Source organism: Mesorhizobium sp. M7A.F.Ca.CA.002.15.2.1 (assembly GCF_003998715.1).
Taxonomy (GTDB): Bacteria; Pseudomonadota; Alphaproteobacteria; order Rhizobiales; family Rhizobiaceae; genus Mesorhizobium; species Mesorhizobium ciceri.
Map to the genome: position 1 here is coordinate 1 of NZ_RZPI01000011.1, position 25,387 is coordinate 25,387.

At 62.0% G+C, this 25,387-nt stretch carries 24 protein-coding genes, 1 tRNA gene and 1 other RNA gene; 13 read left to right on the plus strand and 13 right to left on the minus strand.

Going from position 1 to position 25,387, the window contains the following annotated elements:
* From ENZ74_RS01600 to ENZ74_RS01615, 4 genes are all read left to right on the plus strand, one after another.
* A partial coding sequence (locus ENZ74_RS01600) for an ABC transporter permease subunit (protein ID WP_127312647.1) occupies positions 1-315 on the plus strand: 315 nt, incomplete at its 5' end.
* Positions 308-1,450 carry a glycine betaine/L-proline ABC transporter ATP-binding protein gene (locus ENZ74_RS01605; RefSeq protein WP_063169963.1) on the plus strand — a complete coding sequence of 381 codons (1,143 nt, stop codon included), beginning with the start codon at positions 308-310 and terminating at the stop codon, positions 1,448-1,450. The genes ENZ74_RS01600 and ENZ74_RS01605, both read left to right, overlap by 8 nt.
* 75 nt (positions 1,451-1,525) lie before the next feature.
* Positions 1,526-2,338 (plus strand): alpha/beta hydrolase, encoded by an 813-nt coding sequence (locus ENZ74_RS01610; protein ID WP_063169964.1) that lies wholly within the window; start codon positions 1,526-1,528, stop codon positions 2,336-2,338.
* Between the two features lie 29 nt (positions 2,339-2,367).
* Complete coding sequence (locus tag ENZ74_RS01615) at positions 2,368-3,348, plus strand: GlxA family transcriptional regulator (protein WP_063169965.1); 981 nt, start codon at positions 2,368-2,370, stop codon at positions 3,346-3,348.
* A 49-nt stretch (positions 3,349-3,397) separates the two neighbouring features.
* On the opposite strand, the gene ENZ74_RS01620 is transcribed toward ENZ74_RS01615, so the two are convergent.
* Positions 3,398-3,473, minus strand: a tRNA-Thr gene (locus ENZ74_RS01620).
* A gap of 330 nt (positions 3,474-3,803) precedes the next feature.
* On the opposite strand from ENZ74_RS01620, the gene ENZ74_RS01625 reads away from it, so the two are divergent.
* Positions 3,804-4,943 (plus strand): hypothetical protein, encoded by a 1,140-nt coding sequence (locus tag ENZ74_RS01625; RefSeq protein WP_063169966.1) that lies wholly within the window; start codon positions 3,804-3,806, stop codon positions 4,941-4,943.
* A 20-nt stretch (positions 4,944-4,963) separates the two neighbouring features.
* On the opposite strand, the gene ENZ74_RS01630 is transcribed toward ENZ74_RS01625, so the two are convergent.
* Both ENZ74_RS01630 and ENZ74_RS01635 read right to left on the minus strand, forming a co-directional pair.
* Complete coding sequence (locus ENZ74_RS01630) at positions 4,964-6,565, minus strand: cisplatin damage response ATP-dependent DNA ligase (protein ID WP_063169967.1); 1,602 nt, start codon at positions 6,563-6,565, stop codon at positions 4,964-4,966.
* 4 nt (positions 6,566-6,569) lie between these two features.
* Complete coding sequence (locus ENZ74_RS01635; RefSeq protein ID WP_063169968.1) at positions 6,570-7,580, minus strand: ligase-associated DNA damage response exonuclease; 1,011 nt, start codon at positions 7,578-7,580, stop codon at positions 6,570-6,572.
* Between the two features lie 106 nt (positions 7,581-7,686).
* On the opposite strand from ENZ74_RS01635, the gene ENZ74_RS01640 reads away from it, so the two are divergent.
* From ENZ74_RS01640 to ENZ74_RS01650, 3 genes are all read left to right on the plus strand, one after another.
* On the plus strand, positions 7,687-8,616 hold the full coding sequence (locus ENZ74_RS01640; protein WP_063169969.1) for a methyltransferase domain-containing protein: 930 nt from the start codon (positions 7,687-7,689) through the stop codon (positions 8,614-8,616).
* A 286-nt stretch (positions 8,617-8,902) separates the two neighbouring features.
* The gene (locus ENZ74_RS01645) at positions 8,903-9,265 is read left to right on the plus strand and encodes a hypothetical protein (RefSeq protein ID WP_063169970.1); all 363 of its coding nucleotides are present in this window, start codon (positions 8,903-8,905) and stop codon (positions 9,263-9,265) included.
* A gap of 63 nt (positions 9,266-9,328) precedes the next feature.
* Positions 9,329-9,856 (plus strand): AAA family ATPase, encoded by a 528-nt coding sequence (locus ENZ74_RS01650; RefSeq protein ID WP_063169971.1) that lies wholly within the window; start codon positions 9,329-9,331, stop codon positions 9,854-9,856.
* A gap of 13 nt (positions 9,857-9,869) precedes the next feature.
* Here the strand turns inward: ENZ74_RS01650 and ENZ74_RS01655 are convergent, their stop codons facing one another.
* From ENZ74_RS01655 to ENZ74_RS01685, 7 genes are all read right to left on the minus strand, one after another.
* The gene (locus tag ENZ74_RS01655; protein ID WP_063169972.1) at positions 9,870-10,811 is read right to left on the minus strand and encodes a glyoxylate/hydroxypyruvate reductase A; all 942 of its coding nucleotides are present in this window, start codon (positions 10,809-10,811) and stop codon (positions 9,870-9,872) included.
* A gap of 29 nt (positions 10,812-10,840) precedes the next feature.
* Positions 10,841-12,472, minus strand: a complete 1,632-nt coding sequence (locus tag ENZ74_RS01660) for an ABC transporter ATP-binding protein (RefSeq protein WP_127312648.1) — start codon at positions 12,470-12,472, stop codon at positions 10,841-10,843.
* Entirely contained in the window at positions 12,469-13,614 is a 1,146-nt protein-coding gene (locus ENZ74_RS01665; RefSeq protein WP_063169974.1) for an ABC transporter permease, read from the minus strand. The genes ENZ74_RS01660 and ENZ74_RS01665 overlap by 4 nt, the downstream gene beginning before the upstream one ends.
* On the minus strand, positions 13,614-14,711 hold the full coding sequence (locus ENZ74_RS01670) for a microcin C ABC transporter permease YejB (RefSeq protein WP_013527941.1): 1,098 nt from the start codon (positions 14,709-14,711) through the stop codon (positions 13,614-13,616). The genes ENZ74_RS01665 and ENZ74_RS01670 overlap by 1 nt, the downstream gene beginning before the upstream one ends.
* A gap of 30 nt (positions 14,712-14,741) precedes the next feature.
* Entirely contained in the window at positions 14,742-16,610 is a 1,869-nt protein-coding gene (locus ENZ74_RS01675) for an extracellular solute-binding protein (RefSeq protein ID WP_063169975.1), read from the minus strand.
* Complete coding sequence (locus tag ENZ74_RS01680; RefSeq protein ID WP_063169976.1) at positions 16,610-18,484, minus strand: extracellular solute-binding protein; 1,875 nt, start codon at positions 18,482-18,484, stop codon at positions 16,610-16,612. The genes ENZ74_RS01675 and ENZ74_RS01680 overlap by 1 nt, the downstream gene beginning before the upstream one ends.
* 157 nt (positions 18,485-18,641) lie before the next feature.
* A complete protein-coding gene (locus ENZ74_RS01685) occupies positions 18,642-19,319 on the minus strand; it encodes a cytochrome c family protein (protein WP_013527938.1) in 678 nt (225 codons plus the stop codon).
* A gap of 192 nt (positions 19,320-19,511) precedes the next feature.
* Here ENZ74_RS01685 and ENZ74_RS01690 point away from each other — a divergent pair, with 192 nt between their 5' ends.
* On the plus strand, positions 19,512-20,240 hold the full coding sequence (locus tag ENZ74_RS01690; RefSeq protein ID WP_127312649.1) for a 3-deoxy-manno-octulosonate cytidylyltransferase: 729 nt from the start codon (positions 19,512-19,514) through the stop codon (positions 20,238-20,240).
* A 9-nt stretch (positions 20,241-20,249) separates the two neighbouring features.
* Positions 20,250-21,113: a prephenate dehydratase gene (locus tag ENZ74_RS01695; RefSeq protein WP_013527936.1), complete on the plus strand. Its 864-nt coding sequence runs from the start codon at positions 20,250-20,252 to the stop codon at positions 21,111-21,113.
* Here ENZ74_RS01695 and ENZ74_RS01700 read toward each other — a convergent pair.
* From ENZ74_RS01700 to ENZ74_RS01710, 3 genes are read right to left on the minus strand one after another with little or no spacing between them, the layout of a single operon-like run.
* Entirely contained in the window at positions 21,110-21,415 is a 306-nt protein-coding gene (locus ENZ74_RS01700; protein WP_027161785.1) for a Dabb family protein, read from the minus strand. The genes ENZ74_RS01695 and ENZ74_RS01700 overlap by 4 nt on opposite strands.
* A gap of 37 nt (positions 21,416-21,452) precedes the next feature.
* Entirely contained in the window at positions 21,453-22,397 is a 945-nt protein-coding gene (gene nudC, locus ENZ74_RS01705; RefSeq protein WP_013527934.1) for an NAD(+) diphosphatase, read from the minus strand.
* A 41-nt stretch (positions 22,398-22,438) separates the two neighbouring features.
* Entirely contained in the window at positions 22,439-22,858 is a 420-nt protein-coding gene (locus ENZ74_RS01710; RefSeq protein WP_013527933.1) for an HIT family protein, read from the minus strand.
* A gap of 172 nt (positions 22,859-23,030) precedes the next feature.
* Between ENZ74_RS01710 and ffs the strand changes: the two genes are divergently transcribed.
* The 3 genes from ffs to ENZ74_RS01725 form a co-directional block, all read left to right on the plus strand.
* An RNA gene (gene ffs / locus ENZ74_RS01715) (signal recognition particle sRNA small type) lies at positions 23,031-23,127 on the plus strand.
* Positions 23,128-23,232: 105 nt separating this feature from the next.
* A complete protein-coding gene (locus ENZ74_RS01720) occupies positions 23,233-25,044 on the plus strand; it encodes a DNA polymerase III subunit gamma/tau (protein WP_063169978.1) in 1,812 nt (603 codons plus the stop codon).
* Between the two features lie 30 nt (positions 25,045-25,074).
* The coding region (locus tag ENZ74_RS01725) for a YbaB/EbfC family nucleoid-associated protein (protein WP_127312650.1) at positions 25,075-25,387 on the plus strand (313 nt) is incomplete at its 3' end.

Sequence of the window (25,387 nt, forward strand, 5' to 3'; positions counted from 1 at the left end):
GTATTAGAGGCGGCCGATGCCTTCGGTTCGTCCAATTGGCAAAAGCTGCGAGACGTCCAGATTCCCCTGGCGCTGCCGACCATCATGGCTGGCGTCAATCAGACCATCATGATGGCACTAGCCATGGTCGTCATTGCCTCGATGATCGGGGTGCAGGGTTTGGGTCAACCGGTCCTCAAAGCGATCAACAATCAGTATTTCACGCTGGGTTTGTTCAATGGACTAGCCATTGTTGGTATCGCCATCATTTTTGACCGTATCAGCCAAGCTTATGGCAAGCGGCTGCAGCGACACCTGGAGTTGATGCATGCCTGATCGTGAAGAAAAACAAGTCGGAATCGTTATCTCACATCTGTTCAAGATCTTCGGAGCCAATGCCAACAACCACCTGAATGCATTGGCGAGAGGGATGACGAAAGATGAGTTGAACGAACGCCACGGGCTTGTCCTTGGACTGAACGACGTTAGCATCAATATGGCTGCTGGTCAGGTCCACGTCATAATGGGCCTTTCGGGATCCGGGAAATCCACCTTGATACGGCACATCAACCGGCTGGTTGAGCCGACGGCTGGCCAGATCATCGTTGGCGGCCAGGACGTTCTCAAATTGGATGAGCATGCTTTGCGGGCCTTTCGTCGCAACACCACGGCGATGGTGTTTCAAAAATTTGCTTTGCTTCCGCATCGCAACGTTCTGGAGAACACCCTGTACGGCCTGGAGATCCAAGGCGGCGATCGCTATAGGCATCGTGAAAAGGCGATGCGCTGGATTTCACGCGTTGGGTTGAACGGATTTGAAGACCGGTATCCGAACCAGCTTTCGGGCGGCATGCAGCAACGTGTCGGGTTGGCTCGGGCTTTGGCAAGCGACTCGCCAATCCTGCTGATGGACGAGGCGTTTTCTGCCCTCGATCCCCTCATTCGGTCAGACATGCAGGAGATGCTGCGGAATATTCAGCAGGAGGTGAAAAAAACGATCGTGTTCATCACGCACGATCTTGATGAGGCGTTGAGACTGGGAGACCAGATTGCCATCCTTCGCAACGGCGAGGTGGTTCAACAAGGTTCGAGCCAGGACATCGTTCTTCGGCCGGCAGATGACTACGTGGCCTCGTTTGTAAAGGACGTCAACAGAGGACGTATAATACGAGTTGACGCGATTATGACGCCGTCAAATCCGGCGAGCGCTTTGCCGAAATCTCTTCTCTCAGCTGACACCACCCTGAATGCGGCTGCAAAGCTGATGTGCCAGCATGGCGGGCACGAGAGCGTCGTCGTCGACGGACACGGCAAACCGTTGGGTCGAGTGACAAAGGACCAGATCATGGCGGCCATGATTGGATACGGCGGACTGTGGGGTAGCGAAAACGGTGGGGGCACCATTTCATTTCGACCGGTGTTGTACTCTGCCAATCAGCCGGCGAATCCAGGGAACCGCGCAGAACGATAGGCTATGTCGCTCGGGATCGTTCCGCCTTGGCACGATTTCCGCAATCATCATCATAGAGGTTATCAAGAGGCACCGATGCTGAAGCTAGATCAGTCGTTTCGTTTTGAAGGCCAGGACGTTGCGTGGGGCCGGATCGGGGAGGGCGCTCCCTTGGTGATGCTTCATGGAACGCCGTTTTCGTCACAAGTATGGCGCCGCATAGCGCCTCTCATAGCTTCACGCCGGACGGTCTATTTCTTCGATCTCCTCGGATATGGTCAATCCGCAAAGGCGGATGGTCAGGATGTGTCGCTAGGCGTGCAGAACAAACTTTTTGCCTCACTGTTGAAGGAGTGGGGCGTGAAGGAGCCTGACGTCCTTTGTCATGATTTTGGCGGCTCGACTGCACTTCGCACCCACTATCTTAACGATGTGCGGTATCGTAGCCTGTTGTTGGTCGACCCTGTGGCGGTCGCCCCTTGGGGCTCCGCCTTGGTGCAGCATGCGCGAAAGCATGAAGCCGCGTTTGCCGGCGCCCCCGATTACATTCACGAATCGATCTTGCGAGCGTACCTGCAAGGCGCGGCGTTCCAGACCCTTCGCAGCGAAGCTCTGGACCTCTATATGCAGCCTTGGCTTGGGCCCGTAGGCAAGCCGGCCTTCTATCGACAGATCGCCCAAATGGATCAAAAATTCACCGACGAAGTCGAAAAGCTTTATAGGCCGATGAATTTTCCCGTTCGAATTCTATGGGGTCGTGAAGACGAGTGGATCCCAATCGCGCAAGGACAGAAATTGTCCGAGAAGCTCACCAACGGGGTGATGACGGCCGTGCCTCAAGCAGGTCATCTCGTCCAGGAAGATGCGCCTGAAATGATCGTCGCGGCACTTTTCGATACGCTGCAGTAGTTCTCCGACCTAACCGGTGATGACGAGAGATGGCCAGAAAGTTTGCGTTTCTGCTGACGCGCCATTTTACGCTTTCGCCGTTTGCGCTTTTCGTCGACACGCTGCGGCTTGCGGGCGACGAGGATGATCGGAGTCGAAGAGTAGAGTTCGACTGGCAAGTGGTTGGCGAGCGTGGTTTGCCTATCCGCGCAAGTTGCGGCATCGAAGTGATGCCGACGAGAGAACTCCAGCACCCGGAGGAATACGACGATATCGTTGTCGTTGGCGGGCTTCTGAACACGGGCGATACTCTTGGAAGCCAGAAGGAAGCCTTCCTGCTAAAGGCCGCATCGCGCGGAGTTCGATTGACGGCGCTCTGCACAGCCAGTTTCGTACTCGCTCGATATGGATTGCTGGACGGCTACAACGTGTCCGTGAGCTGGCTCCACGTCAAAGATTTCCGTACCATGTTCCCGCAAGTCTTGGCACATGCGGATAGCCTGTTCTCCGTCGACAGAAGCCGCGCAACCTGCGCTGGCGGTGTCGGAGCGGCCGACCTGGCTGGTCATTTTGTGGCAGAGTCCATTGGTAAGAAAGCTAGCGAGAAAGCTGCCAAGATCCTTATTCTTGATCGGGTCAGGACGACCCGCGACGTCCAGCCCGTGGGAGATCTTTTCCCAAACGCCGAAAGTAGACAACTGAGGCGTGCCCTCCTTCTCATGGAGAGCAACGTCCAAGAAACGTTGGCTGTCAGCGACATTGCAAGATCGCTCAGCGTTTCGAGACGACAGCTTGAACGGTTGTTTTTTGCTGAAATCGGTAGGAGCCCACTGTCGGCATATCTCGCGATACGCGTGCACTACGCAAAGACGCTCCTCGAGGTTAGCGACCTAAACATGGGCGAGATTGGATTCCGCTGTGGCTTCAGCAATGCGGGACACTTCAGCCGCGCCTTCAAGCGCCAAACTGGCCTTACTCCCACCGACTTCAAGCAGTCCCGAGGCACGTCAGCCGTCCCATCTAGGTCGTGAGATGTTGGGGTTGCGGCCCCAAACGAATGGACGGCTGTGAACAAGTAAATGGTGCCGCTTGCGTGACTCGAACACGCGACCCCCGCATTACGAATGCGGTGCTCTACCAACTGAGCTAAAGCGGCCCGGGAAGCCAACGCCTCCAAGATGCGGCGGTGATAGACGCAACCGGGCGCGAATTCAAGATGCGACTTGGCAATTCCTGCGGCGGCGTCATGGCACCCTCGAAAGCCGGCCGCCGCCTTGTCCGCCAATCAATCGCCAAGGGATGCGGCGCACGGTACGTGCGCTCTCCGCGCGTGAAAATCGGTGAAACATGCTGATTTTGTTGCCGGAACAGCGCCGGAATGGACTTTGCATACCTCTGCGAGGCAGAATGCGCCGCTCGCCCGTTGATTGATTGGTCGCCTGCGGCTAACGATCACGGCAAGGTAGGCAAAGACAGAGGGACCCGCTTGGACGCGATCGAAAAAGCGATCCGGAACGCCTTGGAGAAAGGCAATGCCGAGGACCGCGCGTTCCGCGAGAGGGTCTATCGCTCGGCTTTTGCCGCGCTTGATCGCGCGCTCCAGGCCAATCCCGGTGTGACCGTTGAGGTCGCCATCAAGCGCCGCAAGGCAATCCAGGCGAAAATCACCGAAATCGAATCCGAGTTCCTGCCGGCGGTGCCGGATGTCGGCCCGCAGGGCGATGCACCGGCGGTCGAACTCGGAGCGGACTCGGCGCCCGCGGTCGAAACCGGCCGACAGGCATCGTCCCCCGATGTCGTCGTCGACGGCCCCGTGCAATCCGCTGCCGATGCGCCGCGCTCGCGCGTCCTGCCCGTCGTTCCCGACATCATGCCGGACGCCACGCTTCCCGATGCTCCGGCCATCGACATGTCGGTTCCGGCCTCGGCCGGCGCGACCACGGAAGTGGCGCCCGACCGCGATGAACGACGCATAAGAGGGCGTCGCCTGCCGCTGACCGCCATCTTCCTGACCGTGACACTGCTGGCAGCAGTTGGCATCGGCCTGTTCTTCGCCGTGCAGACCGGCGTCTTCAAGACGTCGGCGCAGCTCGATACCGCCCCGCCTGAAGCGCCGCCGACCGTCGAGGACGACGATTTCACACCGGCCGACGGCGGTCCGGCAAAGCCCGGCGCCGCCGACCAGTCGCGCGACTGGATCAATGTGTTTTCGCCGGCCGATGCATCGCATGTCAGCGCGCCGTCGGACGCCAGGGCCGAGGTGATGAAGGACGATACCGGTTCGTTCCTGCGCATCCGTTCCGGCGCGTCCGGTTCGGCGATCAGCTTCGACGTCGGACAAGGCGTGCTGGAGAAACTGGCCGGCAAACATGCCGTGTTCGACATCATTGCCCGTTCCGAGGAAGGCAAGGAGACGCAGATTTCCGTCGACTGCAATTTCGGCGAACTCGGCGACTGCGGCCGCAAGCGCTACGCAGTCGGCCAGCAGCAGAACGAATATCTGTTCGACGTGCAGTTTCCCGACAAGCATCCGGGCTCGGCCGGCACCATTGCCATCAATTCCGACTTCGACAAGCAGGGCAAGGCCGCCGACATCTACGAAATCCGCGTTTCGATCGAGCCATAGCGAACCCTGCACGCGCGAAATTAGCGGTCGAGCAGCGCCTGCAGCGTTTCGATGCGGTCGGCCTCGTTGGCCGGCTTGTCCCAGCGCAATCGCGAAATGCGGGGAAAGCGCATGGCGACGCCGGATTTGTGCCGGGTCGAGCGGTTCAGTCCTTCGAAGGCGACTTCCAGCACCAGGCCATTGTCGCGGTCGGCGCGCACCGAGCGCACCGGGCCGAAACGCTCGACCGTGTTGTCGCGGACATATTTGTCGATCTGCTTCAGCTCCTCGTCGGTGAAGCCGAAATAGGCCTTGCCGACCGGCACCAGCTCCTCCTCGCCTTCGGCACCGGACCAGACACCGAACGTATAGTCGGAGTAGAAGCTCGAGCGCTTGCCGTGGCCGCGCTGCGCATACATCAGCACCGCGTCCACTGTGTGCGGATCGCGTTTCCACTTGAACCACGGACCTTTCGGCCGGCCGGCGACATAGGCTGAGTCCCAGCGCTTCAGCATGACGCCTTCGATGATCGGATGCGGCGGCGCCCGGCGCAGTTCCTCCAGCGTTTGCCAGTCCGTGAAGTCGACGAATGGCGACAGATCGAAACGGCTCGGGTCGAGTGTCGCGACAAAGCTTTCCAGCCGGCCGCGCCGTTCGCGAAACGGCAGCGCGCGCAAATCCTCGCCGCCGACCTGGAGCAGATCGTAGCAGCGCATGAAGGCCGGGTATTGCTGCTGCATCTTCGGTGCCACCGTCTTGCGATTCAGCCGTTGCTGCAGATCGGAGAAGGTTCCCGTCGCCTCCCGGGGATCGCCGACAAGCAGTTCGCCGTCCAGCGTTGCGGAAAAATGCATGGCCTCGGCGAGGTCCGGAAAGGCGCCCGAAACGTCATCGCCGGTGCGCGAATAGAGCCGGCGGATGCCGCCCTCCGCCACCGCCTGGACACGGATGCCGTCCCATTTCCATTCGGCGGCATAATCCGCCGGATCGAGCTTTTCGAGATCGCCGTCGCCGACCGGGTTCGACAGCATCACCGGGCGAAACAATGCCAACGCCGTGTTCCTGGGCTTTTCGGCCTTGCCTTCCAGCCAGGCGAACAACGCTGTGTAAGGCGGTGACAGCCCGTGCCAGAGCTCCTCGATCTCCGCGACCTCGACCTTGCCGAAATCCGCCAGCGCCTGTTTGGCCAGACGCGCCGACACGCCGATGCGCAGGCCGCCGGTGACCAGCTTGATGATGGCAAAGCGTGCCGAGATGCCGGCGCTGTCGAGCAGCCCTGCCAGCACCTTCGGTCCGTCGGAGCGGCTTGCCGCCTGCAGCTTGGCGACGACCTCGCCAAGCGTCGGCTCGCGGTTCGGGGTGTTTCCGGGCGTTTGCGGCCAGACCAGCGACACCGTTTCGGCGAGATCGCCGACATAGTCGTAGGAATAGCCGAACAGCACCGGATCCATGCGCTCGGTGACGAGCATGCGCAGCATCGCCGGCTTGACCGCGGCGATGTGGAGATCGCCAGTGATGGCAGCCAGCGCCAGGCCGCGATCGGGATCCTCGACGCTGCGGAAATAGTCGGTCAGCAAGGTCAGCTTGCCATTGCGCGACGGCGTCAGCACCAGGCGGTCGAGAAGTTCGGCGAAGCGGTTCATGGCTTCAATCGCCCTCGTCCTCGTAGCCCACCAGGTGCAGTGGCTTTGCCGCGATGCCTTCGAGTTCGCACCAGCGGACCAGCGCCTCCTCGCGGCCATGCGTCACCCAGACCTCTTCGGCTCCGGTCTCCTTGATGGTGGCGGTCAGCTCATCCCAGTCGGCATGGTCCGAGATGATCAGCGGCAGTTCGATGCCGCCCTGCTTGGCGCGCTGGCGGATGCGCATCCAGCCTGACGCAAAGCACGAGATCGGATCGGGAAACCGCCGCGCCCAGCGATCCGCGAAGGCCGAAGGCGGGCCGACGACGATGGCGCCGGCAAAATCATCCTTGCCGCCGCTTTCGACGGTCGCCGGTTCGAGGGTGCCGAGATCGATGCCTTGGCTCTGGTAGTACTCACTGAGTTTGGCCAGCGCGCCATGGATGTAGAGTGGCCTGTCGTAGCCGGCGTCGCGCAACAGCCGCATCACCCGTTGCGCCTTGCCCAGCGCATAGGCGCCGACCAGATGCGAGCGTTCAGGGAACTGCGCGGCCGATTTCAGCAGGCGGGCGATTTCTTCGGTGTCCGGGGGATGGCGAAACACCGGCAGGCCGAACGTCGCTTCGGTGATGAACACATCGCACGGGATCGGCTCGAATGGCGCGCAGGTCGCGTCCCTCTGCCGCTTGTAGTCGCCGGAAGCGACGATGCGCGTGCCCTGATGCTCGACCGCTATCTGCGCCGAGCCCAGCACATGGCCGGCCGGATGGAAGCTGACGCTGACGCCATCGAGGGCAATCGTCTCACCCAGTTGTGCCGCTTGCGTCGTGCCAGCGAAACCCTCGCCGTAGCGCAGCCCCATAATGTCGAGCGTCTGCTGCGTCGCCAGCACCGAGCGGTGGCCGGAACGCGCGTGGTCGGAATGGCCATGCGTGATCAGTGCCCTGTTGACCGGCCGAACCGGGTCGATGAAGAAATCGCCCGGCGGGCAATAGAGGCCCTCGGGCCGGGGATGAAGCAGAACACTGGTGCGCATGGTCTCCAAGATAGGATATAATTCCGCGGCGGGAAGCCTGTTGTAAGTCACTGCTGACTCCCGCATAGAGCACCGCCGGCTCGATCCGCCGGCAGGACCCGCCGCCATGAAACCGCTTCAGGCCTCGTCAGGCGACTTGAACGCCGATCGCCGCGCCGACTATGCCGAGATGCTGCACGCGGATGGCGATCATGCGGCGGCGGCGGAATTGCTGCTCGGTGCGCTGGAAATAACGCCGCAATGGGCGATGGGCTGGTTTCGTCTCGGCGAGATGCAGCAGGCGGCGGGCGCGGCGGATCTGGCCGCACAGGCGTGGACGATGTCGTTGCAACTCGATCCATCGGATCGTCAAGGCGCTGCACTGAACCTGCAATTGATCGGCAAGGCGCCGGCGGTCGATGCGCTCCCCAGCGCCTTCGTCGAGACCTTGTTCGACCATTATGCCGAGAGCTTCGACGAGTCCCTGGTCGGCAGGCTGGGTTACCGCCTGCCTGGGATGCTCGACCAGGCCATTCGAGCGGCAAGGCCGGGCCGCTTCGCGCTGGCGCTCGATCTCGGCTGCGGCACAGGCCTGATGGGGCAGAGGCTGCGGCCGATCGCCGACCGGCTGGAGGGGTATGACATTTCGGCCAAAATGCTGAGAAAGGCGCGGGCCAAGGGCGTCTACGATTTCCTCGATAAGGCTGATCTGCGGGATTTTCCCTATGCCGGTCCGAAAGCCGATCTGGTGACGGTGGCCGATGTTTTCATCTATGTCGGTGCGCTGGGCGGCGTGGTGAAGACGATTGCCGGCTTGCTGGCCACGGATGGCCTGTTCGCGTTTTCCGTCGAGACGCTGGCTGGCGATGGCGATTTCGCGCTGCTGCCGTCACGCCGCTATGCGCATGCGCAACGCTATGTGCTCGACGTGCTGGCCGCCAACGGGCTTTCGGTCCTGTCACTGGAACCAACCGCGATCCGGCAGGATCGCGGGGAACACGTCAACGGGTTGGTCGTTGTGGCCAGGGCTCCGAACTCAGCTGAACAAAAGACCTGACGACAGCCGGTCGGCGGTGTCGGCAGCTTTTCGTCGGGTGCGATAGGAATTTTTTCTTGACGCCCTGCCCTCAGCTATGGTACATTTTCGCTCATGGTGCTGATTTGCGCCAGTGACCCGCCGCACAGGCGGGTTTTTCGTTTGATGCTCCGTCAGCCACGCGCCTGCGGAGGGGCAGCCTCGCCGCCTCGCAAATATTCCTGCTGTGAAAAAGTCCGATTTGCATGCGCGACTGATATTTGCGATCTGCTCGCGTCAGGGCGGGATATCAGGAGGAGCATAGCCGATGCGCTGGAACATGATGATCTTGGCCTCTTGCCTGCTGACCGCCGGCTGTGTCGGCGGCACGTCGATGTCGGAACAGCAGGATGCGAACGTCCAGTCCTCCCTGCAATACGACACCGTGCCGTGCGACCAGTTGCTGGCGCAGCGCAACGGGTTGGCGCAGCAATACAACCTGCCGATCAAGGCCAAGCCGACCTTCTCCAATCCGGCGATGGGCTTCGGCCCGTTCACGCCGGACATGCGCTCCAAGGCCAAGCGCGATACCGACAAGGCGAGCGGTGAGATCGATGCCATGAACCGGTCGATCGACCGACGCGACTGCGGCCAGCCGGAGAAGCAGAAGAAGATCGCTCTGCCTGGCTAGAGGTCGGAGGCGGCTACGGGTCGAGAATCGCAGGCAACAAACCACCTTGCAGGGCACGATCGGATGCATCTCTCGGAGCTCGGGGACCGCATATGTATCTTGGGGCCGTCCAACAGTGGCAAGTCGACCCTCGCCGACGCGATTGCCCGCAAGCGTGATCTGGCGACTGTTCACCTCGATCAGCTCTTCCATCTCCCGAACACGGATTGGGAAGCGCGCCCAAGGGACGAATTCATTGCCTTGCACGACGCCGCAATCGCCGGAGAGCGTTGGGTGATGGATGGGAATTATTCGGTAGGTATGCCGCAACGTTTTCGGCGGGCGACGGGATTGATCCTGTTGGACATTTCCACACCCGCAAGTTTGTTGCGCTATTTTCGCCGGACGTTGTTGGAGCGGGAGAGGCGCGGTGCCTTGGAGGGCGGGCGCGACAGCGTCAAATGGGATATGATCCGCCATATCACTGTCGCCACGCCGAAAAATCGCAAACGCTACCTGGCTATGTTCGAGCAGATTGATCTGCCAAAGGTGCAGTTATCGTCACTGCGGGCAATCAAGAAGTGCTTCCGGGAGTGGGACCTGGCCCGATGAGGCCTTGTCCTGGCTAATACCCTGCATCGCGGTCCACCAGATTGTCGAGCTTTTCGCCGCGTTCGAAGGCGTCCATCTGGCGCAGCATGATCGGCGCCAGATGCACCGGATCGGAGGTCGCCGCCGCGTGTGGCGTCACGAACACTTTCGGATGCCCCCACAGCGGACTGGTCTTCGGCAGCGGTTCGACCTCGAACACGTCGAGGCTTGCCTCCTTCAACGTGCCGTCATCCAGCGCCCGCAAAATGTCGGCATCCTTCTGCAGGCGGCCACGCCCGGCATTGATCAGCACCGAGCCGCCGAGGCCGTTGCGTTTCCGCAGCTCCTTCAGCACGCCGTAGTTGATGATGCCCTTGGTCTCCGGCGTCAGCGGCAGAAGCACCACCAGGATGTCGGTTGCCTTGAGGAAGGGGATCAATCCAGCTTCGCCGGAATAGGTCGCGACGCCTTGCATGGCCTTGTCGGTGCGCGACCAGCCATTGACGGCAAAGCCGAGCGAGAGCAGCACCGAGGCCGCGGCGCGGCCGAGACTGCCGAGGCCCATGATGCCGACCGAAATGTCACCGGCAGGCCTCTGCTGCGGCTCATGCCAGATCTTCTTCGACTGCTGCGACCGGTAGAGCAGGCCCTGGCGGTGATGGTCGAGCACCCGCCAGACGACATATTCCGTCATGTACTGGGTGAGGTTGTCGGCAACGATTTTGACGATCGGCACGTCGGGCAGGCCGGGATCGGCGAAGATATGGTCGACGCCGGCGCCGATCGAGAAGATGGCGCGCAGATTGGGCAGCGACGCCAGGATGTTCGGCTTCTGCTTCCATACAACGGCATAGGTGATCGAGGGGTCGCTGGCGCCGTCCGGCTCCAGCACCACCTCGCGTTCGGCCGACAGCAGGTCGCGCCAGCGCTGCGGATGAAAGCCGGTGACGGCAAGCAGGATGCGGCCTTTTTCCATTGCGGTCCTTTAGTCCCTCTTTACGCAAATCACTCGCTGACGATGCCGACCGGTGCCGTCTCGATCTTGAAGGCGGCCGAGATCAGCGCCCGAGTATAGTCGGTTTGCGGATTTTCAAAAATCTGCTGGGAAGGGCCGGCTTCGACGATCCTGCCATTGCGCATGACGATGACGTCGTTGGCGAGCGCCCGGATGACTTTCAAATCATGGCTGATGAAGAGATAGGCGAGATCGTGCTTGGCCTGCAGGCTGCGCAGCAGGTCGACGACCTGCGCCTGCACGCTCATGTCGAGTGCCGATGTCGGCTCGTCCAGCATGACGAAGCGCGGGTTGAGCACCATGGCGCGTGCGATGGCAACGCGCTGGCGCTGGCCGCCGGAAAACTCGTGCGGGTAGCGGTTGCGGGTCGCCGGATCGAGCCCAACCTCCTTCAGCACGGCGGCCACCTTGTCGTCGCGCTCGTCGGGCGACAGCTTCGGCTCGTGGATCTTGAGGCCTTCCTCGATGATCTCGGCGATCGACATGCGCGGGCTGAGCGAGCCGAACGGATCCTGGAAGACGATCTGCAATTCGCGCCTGAGCGGCCGCATTGCATTGAAGGACAGCTGGTTGATGTCGCGACCGTTGAACTGGATCATGCCGGTCGACGAGATCATGCGCGCCAGCGCCAAGCCGAGCGTCGTCTTGCCGGAGCCGGATTCGCCGACCACGCCGAGCGTCTGGCCGGCGCGCACGGTGACATCGATGCCGTCCACTGCCTTCACATTGTCGACGGTGCGGCGGAAGAAGCCCTGCTTGATCGGGAACCAGACCTTTATGTCCTTGCCGGTCATGACGGGCTTGGCGTCGGCATTGGCGGCCGGCGGCTTGCCCTTCGGCTCGGCCGCCAGCAGATGCCTTGTGTAGGCATGCTGCGGATTGGCGAAGATCTCCTTGGTCGGGCCGGTCTCGACGATCTTGCCCTTGGTCATCACGCAGACGCGGTCGGCAATCTTGCGCACGATGCCGAGATCATGGGTGATGAACAGCATCGACATGCCCTTGCGGCTCTTCAAGCCGGCCAGCAGTTCGAGGATCTGCGCCTGAACGGTGACGTCGAGCGCCGTCGTCGGCTCGTCGGCGATCAGCAGTTCGGGCTCGTTGGCCAGCGCCATGGCGATCATCACGCGCTGGCGCTGGCCCCCGGACAACTGGTGTGGATAGGCATCGAGGCGCTTGTGCGGATCGCGGATGCCAACCTCGTTGAGCAGGGCCAGGGTGCGCTCCTTGGCGGGGCGGTCGGCCATGCCTTGGTGCAGCTTCAGGATCTCGACGATTTGATGCTCGATCGTGTGCAGCGGATTGAGCGAGGGCATCGGCTCCTGGAAGATCATGGGGATCTTGTTGCCGCGCACCTGCCGCAACTGCTTCTCGCTCATCGCCAGCAGGTCGTTGCCCTGGAACACGATCTTTCCCGAGGGGTGGCTGGCGCTTGGATAGGGCAAAAGCTTCAGCACCGAAAGCGCCGAGACCGATTTGCCGGAGCCGGATTCGCCGACCAGCGCCACCGTCTCGCCCTTGGCGATGTCGAACGAGATGTGGTCGACAGCCGTCGACTGGCCGCCGCCCTGGCTGAAGGCGACGCTGAGGTCCTGTACGCTGAGCAAGGGGGCTTCGCTCATCTGAACGTCTTGCGCGGATCGAAGGCGTCGCGCGTCGCCTCGCCGACGAAGACCAGCAGGGACAGCATCAGCGAGATGACGACGAAGCCGGAAATGCCGAGCCACGGCGCATTGAGGTTGCGCTGCGCCTGCTTGAGCAATTCGCCGAGCGAGGCGGAGCCGGGCGGCAGGCCAAAGCCGAGATAGTCGAGCGAGGTCAGCGTCGAGATCGAGCCCGAGAGCAGGAAGGGCATGAAGGTCAATGTCGCCACCATGGCATTAGGCAGCAGGTGCCGGAACATGATGGTGCGGTTGGGCACGCCGAGCGCCCGGGCCGCGTTGACATATTCGAAATTGCGGGCGCGCAGGAACTCGGCCCGCACCACGCCGACCAGCGCCACCCAGGAGAACAGCAGCATCAGGCCGAGCAGGATGAAGAAGCCCGGCGGCAGGATGGCGGCGACGATGAGCAGGAGATAGAGCACCGGGATGGCGGACCAGATCTCGATGAAACGCTGGAACAAGAGATCCGTCCAGCCGCCGAAATAACCTTGCACGGCGCCGGCCGCGACGCCGATCAAGGCCGAGCCGGCGGTCAGGATCAGGCCGAACAGCACCGAAATGCGGAAGCCGTAGATGACGCGCGCCAGCACGTCGCGCGCCTGGTCGTCGGTGCCCAACCAATTCCAGTTGCCGACGATGCAGGCGGGGTCGGCAGCACCCTGCGGATACTGGTTGCAGCGTGTCTTGGCGTCATACTGCCACGACGGCCTGGCCGGTGCTGCTTCGGGAATAGCGTTGTTGACCGTCTGATAGGAGTAGCGCACCGGCGGCCAGATCATCCAGCCATTGGCGTTGATCTCGTCCTGGATGACCGGATCGCGATAATCGGTGACGGCATAGAAGCCGCCGAATTTTTCCTCGGGGTAGGCGACCAGCACCGGAAACAGGATTTCGCCCTTGTAGGAAGCGATGATCGGCTTGTCGTTGGCGATGAACTCGGAAAACAGCGACAGCACGAACAGGACGAGGAAGATCCACAGCGACCAGTAGCCGCGGCGGTTGGCTTTGAAGTTCTGCAGGCGGCGCTTGTTGAGCGGCGACAGAAACGGCCGCTTGATCCGCGCGGGTGCCGCGTTGACGGGGACTGTAGCCTCCGACATCAGACGTCTCTCCGCTCGAAATCGATGCGCGGATCGACCCAGGTGTAGAGCAGGTCGGACAAGAGCCCGACGAACAGCCCCAGCAGCGAGAAGATGTAGAGATTGGCGAACACCACCGGATAGTCGCGCTCGACCACCGACCGGAAGCCGAGCAGACCGAGGCCATCGAGGGAGAAGATGTTCTCGATCAGCAGCGAGCCGGTGAAGAAGGCCGAGATGAAGGCGCCGGGAAAACCGGCGATGACGATCAGCATGGCGTTGCGGAAGACGTGGCCGTAGAGCACCTGCCGTTCCGACAGACCCTTGGCCCGCGCCGTCACCACATACTGTTTGCGGATTTCTTCGAGGAACGAGTTCTTGGTCAGCAGCGTCGTGGTGGCGAAGGCCGACAGCACCAGCGCGGTCAGCGGCAATGTCATGTGCCAGAAATAGTCGACGATCTTTCCCCACCACGACAATTGATCCCAATTGTCCGAGGTGAGGCCGCGCAACGGAAACCAGTCCCAGAAAGACCCGCCGGCAAACAGCACCATCAGCATGATGCCGAACAGGAAGCCCGGAATGGCATAGCCGACAATGACGACGCCGCTGGTCCAGACGTCGAAGGGAGTGCCGTCCTTGACCGCCTTGCGGATGCCGAGCGGGATCGAGATCAGGTAGGACAACAGCGTGATCCACAGCCCGATCGAGATCGACACCGGCATTTTTTCCAGGATCAGGTCGAGCACCGAAATGTCGCGGAAATAGCTGTCGCCGAAATCGAAGCGGGCATAGTTCCACAGCATCATGCCGAAGCGCTCGAGCGGCGGCTTGTCGAAGCCGAACTGCTTTTCCAGCTTCTTGATGAATTCCGGATCGAGCCCCTGCGCACCGCGATATTTCGAGCTGACGTCACCGGCGGCATCGAAATTGCCGCCGGCACCCGCGTCGCCGCCACCACCGCCGAGGCGGTCGCTGCCGCCCTGATTGGTCAGCCGGGCGATGACCTGTTCGACCGGACCGCCGGGGGCGAACTGGATGACGGCGAAGGATATCGCCATGATGCCGAACAGCGTCGGGATCATCAAAAGGATGCGGCGCAGGATATAGGCGCCCATCAGGCCTTCTGCCCTCGTTGAGCGAACATCTCAGCCTTTGCCAATTCTTGCCGCCTTGCCCTTATCGAACCACCACAGCGTCTCGACCGGAAAGCCGAAATCAGGCTTCTGTTCGACAAAGCCGAACATGTCCCAATAGGCGACGCGGTGATTCGCCAGATAGTATGTTGGAATCCAGTCCAGCCGCGCGCGCAAGACCCGGTCGAGCGCTCTGAGCGCCGTGACGAGTTCTATACGGTCTTTCGCCTTGGCTGCTGCCGCGATCAGGGCGTCGATGGCCTTGCTTTCGGTGCCGGGATAGTTGCGCTGCCCCGGGATTTTCGCCATGCGGGAATCATAGAGCATCTGCAGGCTGTCGTCAGTCGGCGTCGCCCCGATCGACCAATGCAGCAAGGCAAGATCGAAGTCGTAATTGCTGTGCCGCTGCTCATACTGCGCCGAATCGATTTGCCGGATCGATGCGTCGATCCCGATCGCCTTCATATTCTCCGACCACGGGGTGTAGATACGAACGATGCCATCGTCCTCCGCCAGCATTTCGACCCGCAGCCGCTCACCCTTGTCATTGACGACGAAACTGCCGTCGCGCTTCCAGCCGGCTTGCGCAAGCAATCTCGAAGCCTCGCCCAGCAGCTTGCGGTCATGGCCCGAACCGTCGGACAGGGGCTGTGTTACCGCTTCACCGAAAACCTCTGGCGGCAACTCGGCCCGGAATGGCTCCAGCAGGGCCAATTCGTCAGGCGAGGGCAGGCCTTCGGCCTTGTAATCCGATCGTTCGAAGTTCGATTGAGAGCGCTCGTAGGAGCCGTAAAACAAGGCCCGCTTCATCCATTCGAAATCGAAGCATCTGGCGATCGCCCGCCGCACCCGCTCATCGCGGAATTGCGGACGACGCTGGTTCAGCGCGACGCTCTGCATGTCTGGCGTCTTCTCGCCGGGAAATTCCCGTTTGAGGACCTTGCCGTCCTTCAGCGCCGGAAAGTCGTATCCGGTCGCCCATACCCGTGAGGTGAATTCCTCGCGAAAATGCGTGTCGCCTTTCTTGAAGGCCTCGAATGCCGCCTGCCGGTCAAGATAGAAGTCGATGCGGATGCGGTCGAAATTGTAGAGGCCGCGGTTCACCGGGAGATCGCGGCCCCAATAGTCGGCGACGCGGTCATATTCGACCGTCTGTCCGGCCGCCACGCGTCCAATCTTGTAGGGACCCGAGCCAAGCGGCGGCGTCATGGTCGAAGCATCGAAATCATTGGCCGTATAAAATGCCTTGGAGACGATCGGCATCCCCACGATCGCAAGGACGTTTTGCGCCGACTGCTTGCCGTTGAGGGTGAGATCGACGGTGGTGGGATCGACCGCAACCACGTCGGTCATGTACCGCAACGCCTGGGAAAGGTTCGGATGGCCCTTGTCCTTATAGAGCTTCAGCGCAAAGACAACGTCTTGCGCGGTCAGCGGCGAGCCGTCGTGGAAACGCGCTTGCGGTCGCAGCACGAAGCGGAAACCGTTGCGGTCTGGCGACAGGGTAACGGTTTCGGCAAGCAGGCCATAGACTGCATCCGGCTCATCGAGCGCGCTTGTCATCAGCGAATCGAAACAGAGTTCGGCGCGCGGCGGCGCCTCCCCCTTCAACACCAGGAAATTCAACGTGTTGAAGGTCAGGAAGCTCTGATTGAGGGTTGCGTTCGGCGGCGCGAAATTCATCTGGCCGCCCTTGGGCGCGTCCGGATTGACGTAGTCGAAATGCGCGAAATCGGGCTTGTATTTGAGGTCGCCGAAGGCCGACAGGCCATGCAGCTTGATGCCAGTCGCAATGTCGGCGAAGGCCCGGCCGGGCAACAGGGCAGCGGCTGCCGCGGCACTGCCCAGGGCGAGAAAGTCGCGGCGGGGCAGGGCCGCCATCAATTGCCGCCCTTGTATTTGGCCGCCAGCGCCTTCTCCTTGTCCGGGTCGATCCACCAGGAATCGATGTCGGGACCCAAGTAAGTCGGCTGTTTTTCCGGGATGCCGAATTTGTTCCAGTAGGCCAGCCAGGTTACTGATCGGGTGAATTGCGGGACGCAATAGAAATTCCACAACAGAACCCGGTCGAGCGCATGAGTGGCGGCGAGCAGGTCGTCGCGATCCGTCGCGAAGATAACGCGTTCAACCAGTGCGTCGACCACTGGGTCCTTGATCCCCGCGTAATTTCGTGAGCCCGGTGTATCGGCTGCCTTCGAACTCCAGTACTCGCGTTGTTCATTGCCCGGCGAGTCCGACTGCGGCAGCCGAGAGGTTATGACGTCGTAGTCGAAATTGTTGACGCGAGCGATGTACTGGCTGGTATCGACTATCCTGAACGAAGCCGAGATGCCGATCTTTCCCAGCATATTTACAAATGGATTGACCGTTTGTTCGGCGCCCTGGTCGAAGCCCAGAATCTCGACGGTAAAAGGCTCCCCGCTTTTCTCATTGGTCATACGGCCATTCTGGATTTTCCAACCCGCCGCCGCAAACAGATCGATCGCTTCGCGCAGGTACGACCGCTCGGCCTTCGGGCTATCGAAGACCGGAAGCTTGAACTCCTGGGTAAACAGTTCTGGCGGGAGCTTGCCCTTGTATTGATTGAGGATCTCCAATTCTTTGCCCCGCGGCAGTCCGCTCGAAGCAAGTTCGCTGCCCATGAAATAGCTGTTGGAGCGGGTGTTGAGGCCGAAGGATTGGGTGCGGTTCAAGGTTTCGAAGTCGAAGGCGTAACCGAGCGCCTCGCGCACGCGCCGATCCTGGAACTTTGTCCGTCGCGTGTTCAGCATGAAACCTTGCATCGAGGCGAGTGATGTCGCCTTGAACTCCCGCTTGATGACATCGCCGGCTTTGAGAGCCGGAAAATTGTAGCGCGTCATCCATAATCGCGCACTGTTTTCAGCCTGGATGTCCTCATATCCGCCTTTGGTGAAGGCTTGCCACGCGGCGTTGTCATCGAGAATGTAGGTGTAGCGTCTGGTGTCGTAGTTGTTGCGCCCGACATTGATGGCCAGATCGGCGGCCCAGAAGTCCGGAACGCGTCGCCAGACGACTTCCGAACCAGGTTTGAAGCTCTCGATCTTGTAGGGTCCAGAGCCGAGCGGGATTTCAAGGCTTGGCTGGGTGATGTCGCGCTTCTTGCCGTTGGCATCGGTGCCTTCCCACCAGTGCTTCGGCAGCACCACCACATCCGCCATGATCAGCGGTAACTCGCGATTACCCTTCTGATCAAAACGGAACTCGACTTCCCGATCTGAAACGGCGACCGCCTCGGTGACGTTGGCGAAATAGCGGTTGAACTGCGGACTTTCCTTTTTGAGAAAGTTAAATGACCAAATCACGTCATCCACGGTGATCGGTTGGCCATCATGCCATCTGGCACGCGGGTCGAGCCGATAAGTTGCGGATGAAAAATCGGCTGGGTACTTGTAGGCGTCTGCTATCTCGGGATGGTTGACGCTGCCCTCGTCAAGGGATTTCGCCATCAGCGACTGGTAGAGGAGCCCACCCTGATAGTTCAATCCTGCGGCAGGGGTGCCGCGTGCGATGAAAGGATTGAAGCTGTCGAAGGTGCCGAGTTCCACCGAGTTCAGCGTGCCGCCCTTGGGCGCGTTCGGATTGACGTAATCGTAGTGCTGGAAATTGGCGCCGTATTTGGACTCGCCGATCAGCGATGAGGTGGTGCGCCATTCGTCGGCGCGGGCAGCCTGCAATCCCGCCGCCAGAAGGGCTGCCGCCAGCAACGACTTGAGAAGCGTTCGGCCAACCGTCATGCACTATCCTCTTCGCGATGCCCGTTCATGGGCAATCTAGATGATTTGGCGCTCGTGAAAACCGTCATGCGCGGCTTTGTCGCCGCCTATGCGGTTTTCCCAATAAAAAAGCCGGGCTGAACCCGGCTTTTTCAAGGTCGTCGAGATGATATCGAAATTATTGGGCAGGCGCCGGTGCCGGTGCGGCCGGAGCCGGGGCGGCGGGAGCGGCCGGCGCGGCACCCTCAGCCGGCTTTGCCGGAGCGGCTGCATCGGCAGGCTTGGCGCCTGCATCGGCGGCGGCACCGGGTGCCGGCAGCGGCTTGGGATTGTCGGACAGCGTGCGCAGATAGGCGATGACGTTGGCGCGGTCCTCGTCCTTGGGCAGGCCGGCGAAGCCCATGGCGGTGCCCTTCACGAATTTCTTCGGCGAGGTGATGAAGTGGTTGATGTTGTCGTAGGTCCACTTCTCGGTGCCGCCCTTGGAGAATTCCTTCATGCCGGCCGAATAGGCAAAGCCTTCATGCTCGGCGACCGGACGGTCGACGAGGTCCCACAGGTCCGGGCCGACCTTGTTGGGGCCGCCCTTTTCGCCGGAATGGCAGGCCTGGCACTTCTTGAAGACGGCAGCACCCTGCTCGACATTGGCGGTCGCCAGCAGATCGGCGATCGGCTTGGCCGCGGCGGCGGGCGCGGCCGGACCGCCTTCGGCGGGCTCGGCGGCCTCGATGGCGAAACCAGGCTTTTCCGGCGCCGGCGACGCAAACAGCGCATCGGACACAATGCCGACCGAGAAGACGACGAAAACGGTTCCGAGCAATCCGGCGAGCAGTTTGTTGACTTCGTTGGAATCCATACGCCCCTTGCTCCCTTTTCCGGCGGACAGAACCGTCCACTCCGTCCGTCGGTATCGTGACCGTCCTGCCAGGGCGGTCAAATCGGGCGGAAACTAGGTCTTTTGCTGCGGCGTTGCAACACCTATAAGGGCGCTTCCAGTGAGACCTTTTGCCACTTTCCCTGTCCTCTTTCGAGACGCCTTGCACCCGAAATGTCCACGCTGATCCTGCTCCCGGCCCGCATGGCTTCGACCCGCCTGCCGGGCAAGCCGCTGGCCGACATCGCCGGCGCCCCGATGATCGTCCATGTCGCCCGCCGCGCCGCCGAAGCCGGCCTTGGCCGGGTGGTGGTGGCGACCGACACGCAAGGCGTGGCGCAAGCGGTGCGCGCGCACGGTTTCGAGGCCGTGATGACGCGTATGGATCACGAATCCGGCTCCGACCGCATCCACGAGGCGCTGGTCGCTCTCGACCCCGGGCGCAAGGTCGAAACCATCGTCAATGTGCAGGGCGACCTGCCGACCATCGATCCCCGGATCATCGCCGCGTCGCTCAGGCCTTTCGAGGACAGTGCGGTGGACATCGCCACGCTCGGCGTCGAGATCGTCCGCGATGAGGAAAAGACCAATCCCAATGTCGTCAAGATCGTCGGCTCGCCGCTTTCCGGCAGCAGGCTGAGGGCGCTCTATTTCACCCGTGCCACAGCGCCTTGGGGCGAGGGGCCGCTCTACCATCATGTCGGCCTCTACGCCTATCGCCGCGAAGCACTCGAGCGTTTCGTCGCGCTCAAGCCGTCGCCGCTCGAACGGCGCGAGCGGCTGGAACAGTTGCGGGCGCTGGAAGCCGGCATGCGCATCGACGCCGAGATCGTCCAGTCGCTGCCGCTCGGCGTCGACACGCCTGAAGACCTCGAACGCGCCAGAACAATCCTTTCAACCTGAGATATCGGCATGCCTGAAAAGACCAACAGAATATCCTTCCAGGGCGAACCGGGCGCCAATTCCGACACCGCCAGCCGCAACATGTTCCCTTCGATGGAGCCGTTGCCCTGCCCGACCTTCGAGGATGCCTTCAACGCGGTCGAGACCAACAAGGCCGACCTCGCCATGATCCCGATCGAGAACACCATTGCCGGGCGCGTCGCCGATATCCATCATCTCCTGCCGGAATCGAAGCTGCACATCGTCGGCGAATATTTCCTGCCGATCCATTTCCAGCTGATGGTGCTGCCAGGCGTCAAGCGCGACGAGATCAAGACGGTGCACAGCCACATCCATGCGCTTGGCCAGTGCCGCAAATACGTTCGCAAGAACGGTTGGAAGGCGATCGTCGCCGGCGACACGGCCGGCGCCGCCAAAATGGTCTCCGAGGTCAAGGACCGCAGCATGGCGGCGCTGTCGCCGGCCCTGGCCGCGACCCTCTACGGGCTCGATATCATCGAGCAAAACGTCGAGGACACCGACTCAAACGTCACCCGCTTTGTCGTCCTGACCAAGAACAAGCAATGGGCCGAGCGTCCTTCGCCCGACGTCAAGATGATGACGACCTTCATCTTCCGCGTCCGCAACGTGCCGGCCGCGCTCTACAAGGCCATGGGCGGCTTCGCCACCAACGGCATCAACATGACCAAGCTGGAGAGCTACCAGCTGGGCGCTTTCACGGCGACGCTGTTTTACGCCGACATCGAGGGCCACCCCGACGACCCGCTGGTCAAGCTGGCGCTGGACGAGCTTCGTTTCTTCTCGCGCGAAGTGCGCATTCTCGGCGTCTATCCGGCCAGCGAGTCGCGTGAGCAGTGGAAGGTTGCGGACTAGATCACCGCGCCCAGCGGCACATAGTCGATCTCCATGAAGGTCTCGACCTCCGGCACCCAGCGGTCGCGCACGAAGGCGACATGGTCTGGATGGTCGTTGTACCTGGTGTAGGCGGCCTGGTCGGCGAACTCCATCGAGAAGCCGAAACGATAGTCGTTCTTGGGGCTGATCTGCCGCAATTGCTCGAAATGCGTGACGCCCCTGATCGCGGTGAGGATCCTCTTGGCGTCGACCAGGAACCGCTTTTCCTCCAGCGAATGCGGCGGATGCTTCAGCGTGAAAACGACGGTGTGACGGATCATGTCCTGCTCCTGCAATGTCTTTAGGTGTTCGCTGCCATCATTCTGAATCGACCCAGGCGCGGATGAGGTGATGCGCAATGGCGCCTTTCGGCGGCGTGATCAGATTGTCCTGGTGCGTCCTTTCCAGCATCCGGCGCACCTCGTCGCGAAAAAACCAGCGGCAGTCCTCAAGCTCGTTGAGGTCGGCCTGGATATCGTCATTGAGCGGCTCGCCGAAGCAGCCGATCATCAGCGAATAGGGGAACGGCCAGGGCTGGCTGGCGTGGTAGACGACGCGGCCAAGCCGGATGCCGGCCTCCTCCAGCGTCTCGCGGCGCACCGCCGCCTCGATCGTCTCGCCCGGCTCGATGAAGCCGGCGAGGGCCGAATACATGCCCGGCGCGAAATGCCGACCGCGTCCGAGCAGGCACTTCTCCCGCGTCGCCGTCAGCATGATCGCCACCGGGTCGGTGCGCGGAAAATGCTCGGTGCCGCAATTCGGGCAATGCCGCTTGTAGCCGCCGGCCCGCATCTGCGATTCCGTGCCGCATTTGCTGCAGAAGCGATGGCTGGCATGCCAGGCGAGCAAAGCCGCCCCTTGCGCCATCGCGCCGGCCGCCGCCTCGTCGATCAGCCCTTGCATGTAGACCGAGCGGTAGTCGATGGCCTTGACTGTTTCCGGAAGCTGTTCGGGTTCGACGCCGGCGGGCACGGCCAGCACCGGTCCTCGTTCGGAAAAGCCGAGCAGGATGCCTTGCGCCAGGGAAACCTTGAAGGGCTCGCTCTCGGTCGCACCGAACCAGGGATCGAGAGCGCCGCCATCGCCGAGCTTCAGATAGAGCCGGCCGCCATGCATCAGAAGCAGCCGCGTCGCCGGATCGGCCAGCGCTTTGTCGACCGAATCGTCGGCGCGGTTCTCGGACTGCCGGTCGATCGTGTTGCCGGCGAAGCCGACGAACTGGCTCGGCTCGCGCAAAGGCGCGTCAAACAGGCGGAAGCTCATGGGGACTCTGGAATATGTTGAGGGATGGACACGGGGAACGCTTATAGCGCCGCCTTGATCGTTTCGGCAAACCGTCGCAAGTCGGAACGCTGATAGGGCTCTCGCAGGCCATGTCCCCACACAGGACCTGGCCAGCCGGGATCGCCTTCCGAACGCGCGATGACATGGATGTGCAACTGGCGCACGATGTTGCCGAGCGCGCCGGTGTTGATCTTGGTGCAGCCGGTCGCTTTCTTCAGCGCCTGCGCCACCATATTGGTCTCGAAGGTCAGCATCGCCTGGTCGAGCGGCGTCATGTCGTGGATTTCCTCCGCGCCGGGGCGCTGCGGCACCAGCAGCAACCAGGGCCAGCGGCGGTCGTTCATCACCCGCAGCTCGCACAGCCCAAGCCACATCAACTGCTCGCTGTCCGCCTCCAGCCGTGCGTCCAGCGTGAATCCGGCCTTCAGGCCCGGCAGCATCGGCGTTTCCCTTGCTTTTCTTGTTTTCCTCAAACGCAGGAACGCTAGAGCGGCGGCAGGGGGGCTGCAAGCGAATCATTGCGCCCCTCACGCTTTGGTGCGCCAATTCCATATTTTTGCGATTTCTGCGGCGCACTTGCATTTCGTCGCGCAATTGCCGATATGGAAAGCGGGAGGTTGGTGGTGGACGATCCACTCGCCAACCGGGTCAGGTCCGGAAGGAAGCAGCCCTAACGAGCCCGGAACGGGTCATTGTTCCAGCCTCCCACCTCATCGGCCCCTCTCGCGACATTGACGACGCATTGCAGCGCGGGCGAGACTATGCGCAGGAATCGGCCGCCTTCGGGCGCGGCCATTTGGAGCTTTACGGGCGTATGAGCGAAGCCGGAAATTCGGGACCAAAAAGCCTGGAGATAGGCAAGGCCGCCGCCTATCGCGTGCTGGCACGCAAGTACCGTCCTTCGAACTTCTCCGAGCTGGTCGGCCAGGAGCCGATGGTGCGCACCCTCACCAACGCCTTTGCCACCGGCCGTATCGCCCAGGCCTGGATGCTGACCGGCGTGCGCGGCGTCGGCAAGACCACGACGGCGCGCATCCTCGCGCGCGCCCTGAACTATAAAACCGCTGATATCGACCAGCCGTCGGTCGACCTTGCCGTCCTCGGCGAACATTGCCAGGCGATCATGGAAGGCCGCCATGTCGACGTCATCGAGATGGACGCCGCCTCGCACACCGGCATCGACGACATCAGGGATATCATCGAGCGCGTGCGCTACGCGCCGGTCTCGGCCCGCTACAAGGTCTACATCATCGACGAAGTGCACATGCTGTCGACGCAGGCCTTCAACGGCCTTCTGAAGACGCTGGAAGAGCCGCCGCCGCACGTCAAATTCATCTTTGCCACCACCGAGATCCGCAAGGTCCCGATCACCGTCCTGTCGCGCTGCCAGCGCTTCGACCTGAGGCGCATCGACGCCGGCGCGCTGGTCGGGCATCTCGCTTCGATCTCGGCCAAGGAAGGCATTTCGGTCGACGACGATGCGCTGGCGATGATCGCGCGCGCCGCCGAGGGCTCGGCTCGTGATTCGCTCTCCATCCTCGACCAGGCGATCGCCCATGGCGCCGGCTCTGTCGGCGCCGATGCCGTTCGGGCGATGCTGGGGCTTGCCGACCGCGCCCGCATCGTCGACCTGTTCGAACATGTGATGAAAGGCGATATCGCGGCAGCCCTTGGCGAATTCCGTGCGCAATACGATACCGGCGCCGATCCGGCCGCCGTGCTGACCGACCTTGCCGAATTCAACCACCTCGTCACCCGGCTGCGTTTCGTGCCGACGGCCATCGAGGATGCCTCGCTATCCGAGGACGAGCGGCAGCGCGGCGCCGATTTCGCCAGGACGCTGTCGGTCAGGGTGCTGTCGCGGACGTGGCAGATGCTGCTCAAGGGCATTCCAGAGGTGCAGTCCTCCAACCGGCCGGTCAGTGCCGCCGAAATGGTGCTGATCCGGCTGGCGCATGCCGCCGACCTGCCGACGCTGGACGAGGCGTTGAGATCGCTTGAAGGCGCCGCGCCGGCGCAGAATGGCGCGCTGCGCCCAAATGGGGCGCCTGCAGGGGGAGGCAACGGCGCCAGCGCGGTGGCGCAGACGCGCATGCCGTCTGGCCCGGGCGGCGCGCAGACCATGCGGCTGGTCGAAGCCTCGCCTGCGCCCGTTCCCTACGTCGCTCCGCCGGAGCCGGTCACGGAGGCGCAATCGGCGCCGCTGAAATCGCTGGCCGACATCATTGCCCTGGCAGACGCGCAGCGCGACATCGCCTTCAAGGTGCTGGTCAAAAGCTGCATCCGGTTTGTACGCATCGAGCCCGGCCGCATCGACGTTGGCCTGACCAGCGATGCGCCCAAGATGCTGCTCAACGACCTGACGACGAAATTGCGCGCCTGGACCGGTCGCAGCTGGCTTGTCTCGCTGTCGAAGGAAGAGGGCGGCCAGACGCTCGCCGAAATGGAATCGGCCAAACGCGAGACGGCTTTTCTCGATGCCAAGAGCGACCCGACAGTGGCCGCCATCCTGGCGCGCTTTCCCGGTGCCAAGATCATCGACGTGCGCATTCCGGACGCGCCGGAAGCCGAAACGGCAGAGGCCGAAGTGCCGGTCGAGCCGCCGGCTGACGACGATGAACCCTGATCCAGCCACGAATCCGCAAAGGACCCGACCATGAAAGATCTTCTCGGCCTGATGGGCAAGGCGAAGGAAATGCAGGCCAAGTTCCAGGCCATGCAGGACGAGATCGCCACGCTGGAAGCGTCCGGCCAGGCCGGCGGCGGCCTGGTCAATGTGACGCTGACCGGAAAATTCGAGATGAAGTCGTTGAAGATCGATCCGTCTCTGTTCAAGGAAGACGATGTCGAGATCCTGGAAGACCTGGTGCTGGCCGCTCACAACGACGCCAAGACCAAGGTCGAGAAGATCATGCAGGAAAAGACCAAGGCGCTGACCGCGGGCCTGCCGATCCCGCCGGGAATGAAAC

Coding starts and splice junctions, on each gene's coding strand:
- ENZ74_RS01605 (WP_063169963.1), top strand. CDS start 308: ATGCCTGATCGTGAAGAAAAACAAGTCGGAATCGTTATCTCACATCTG.
- ENZ74_RS01610 (WP_063169964.1), top strand. CDS start 1,526: ATGCTGAAGCTAGATCAGTCGTTTCGTTTTGAAGGCCAGGACGTTGCG.
- ENZ74_RS01615 (WP_063169965.1), top strand. CDS start 2,368: ATGGCCAGAAAGTTTGCGTTTCTGCTGACGCGCCATTTTACGCTTTCG.
- ENZ74_RS01630 (WP_063169967.1), bottom strand. CDS start 6,565: ATGAACCGCTTCGCCGAACTTCTCGACCGCCTGGTGCTGACGCCGTCG.
- ENZ74_RS01635 (WP_063169968.1), bottom strand. CDS start 7,580: ATGCGCACCAGTGTTCTGCTTCATCCCCGGCCCGAGGGCCTCTATTGC.
- ENZ74_RS01640 (WP_063169969.1), top strand. CDS start 7,687: ATGAAACCGCTTCAGGCCTCGTCAGGCGACTTGAACGCCGATCGCCGC.
- ENZ74_RS01645 (WP_063169970.1), top strand. CDS start 8,903: ATGCGCTGGAACATGATGATCTTGGCCTCTTGCCTGCTGACCGCCGGC.
- ENZ74_RS01650 (WP_063169971.1), top strand. CDS start 9,329: ATGCATCTCTCGGAGCTCGGGGACCGCATATGTATCTTGGGGCCGTCC.
- ENZ74_RS01655 (WP_063169972.1), bottom strand. CDS start 10,811: ATGGAAAAAGGCCGCATCCTGCTTGCCGTCACCGGCTTTCATCCGCAG.
- ENZ74_RS01660 (WP_127312648.1), bottom strand. CDS start 12,472: ATGAGCGAAGCCCCCTTGCTCAGCGTACAGGACCTCAGCGTCGCCTTC.
- ENZ74_RS01665 (WP_063169974.1), bottom strand. CDS start 13,614: ATGTCGGAGGCTACAGTCCCCGTCAACGCGGCACCCGCGCGGATCAAG.
- ENZ74_RS01670 (WP_013527941.1), bottom strand. CDS start 14,711: ATGGGCGCCTATATCCTGCGCCGCATCCTTTTGATGATCCCGACGCTG.
- ENZ74_RS01675 (WP_063169975.1), bottom strand. CDS start 16,610: ATGGCGGCCCTGCCCCGCCGCGACTTTCTCGCCCTGGGCAGTGCCGCG.
- ENZ74_RS01680 (WP_063169976.1), bottom strand. CDS start 18,484: ATGACGGTTGGCCGAACGCTTCTCAAGTCGTTGCTGGCGGCAGCCCTT.
- ENZ74_RS01685 (WP_013527938.1), bottom strand. CDS start 19,319: ATGGATTCCAACGAAGTCAACAAACTGCTCGCCGGATTGCTCGGAACC.
- ENZ74_RS01690 (WP_127312649.1), top strand. CDS start 19,512: ATGTCCACGCTGATCCTGCTCCCGGCCCGCATGGCTTCGACCCGCCTG.
- ENZ74_RS01695 (WP_013527936.1), top strand. CDS start 20,250: ATGCCTGAAAAGACCAACAGAATATCCTTCCAGGGCGAACCGGGCGCC.
- ENZ74_RS01700 (WP_027161785.1), bottom strand. CDS start 21,415: ATGATCCGTCACACCGTCGTTTTCACGCTGAAGCATCCGCCGCATTCG.
- nudC (WP_013527934.1), bottom strand. CDS start 22,397: ATGAGCTTCCGCCTGTTTGACGCGCCTTTGCGCGAGCCGAGCCAGTTC.
- ENZ74_RS01710 (WP_013527933.1), bottom strand. CDS start 22,858: ATGCTGCCGGGCCTGAAGGCCGGATTCACGCTGGACGCACGGCTGGAG.
- ENZ74_RS01720 (WP_063169978.1), top strand. CDS start 23,233: ATGAGCGAAGCCGGAAATTCGGGACCAAAAAGCCTGGAGATAGGCAAG.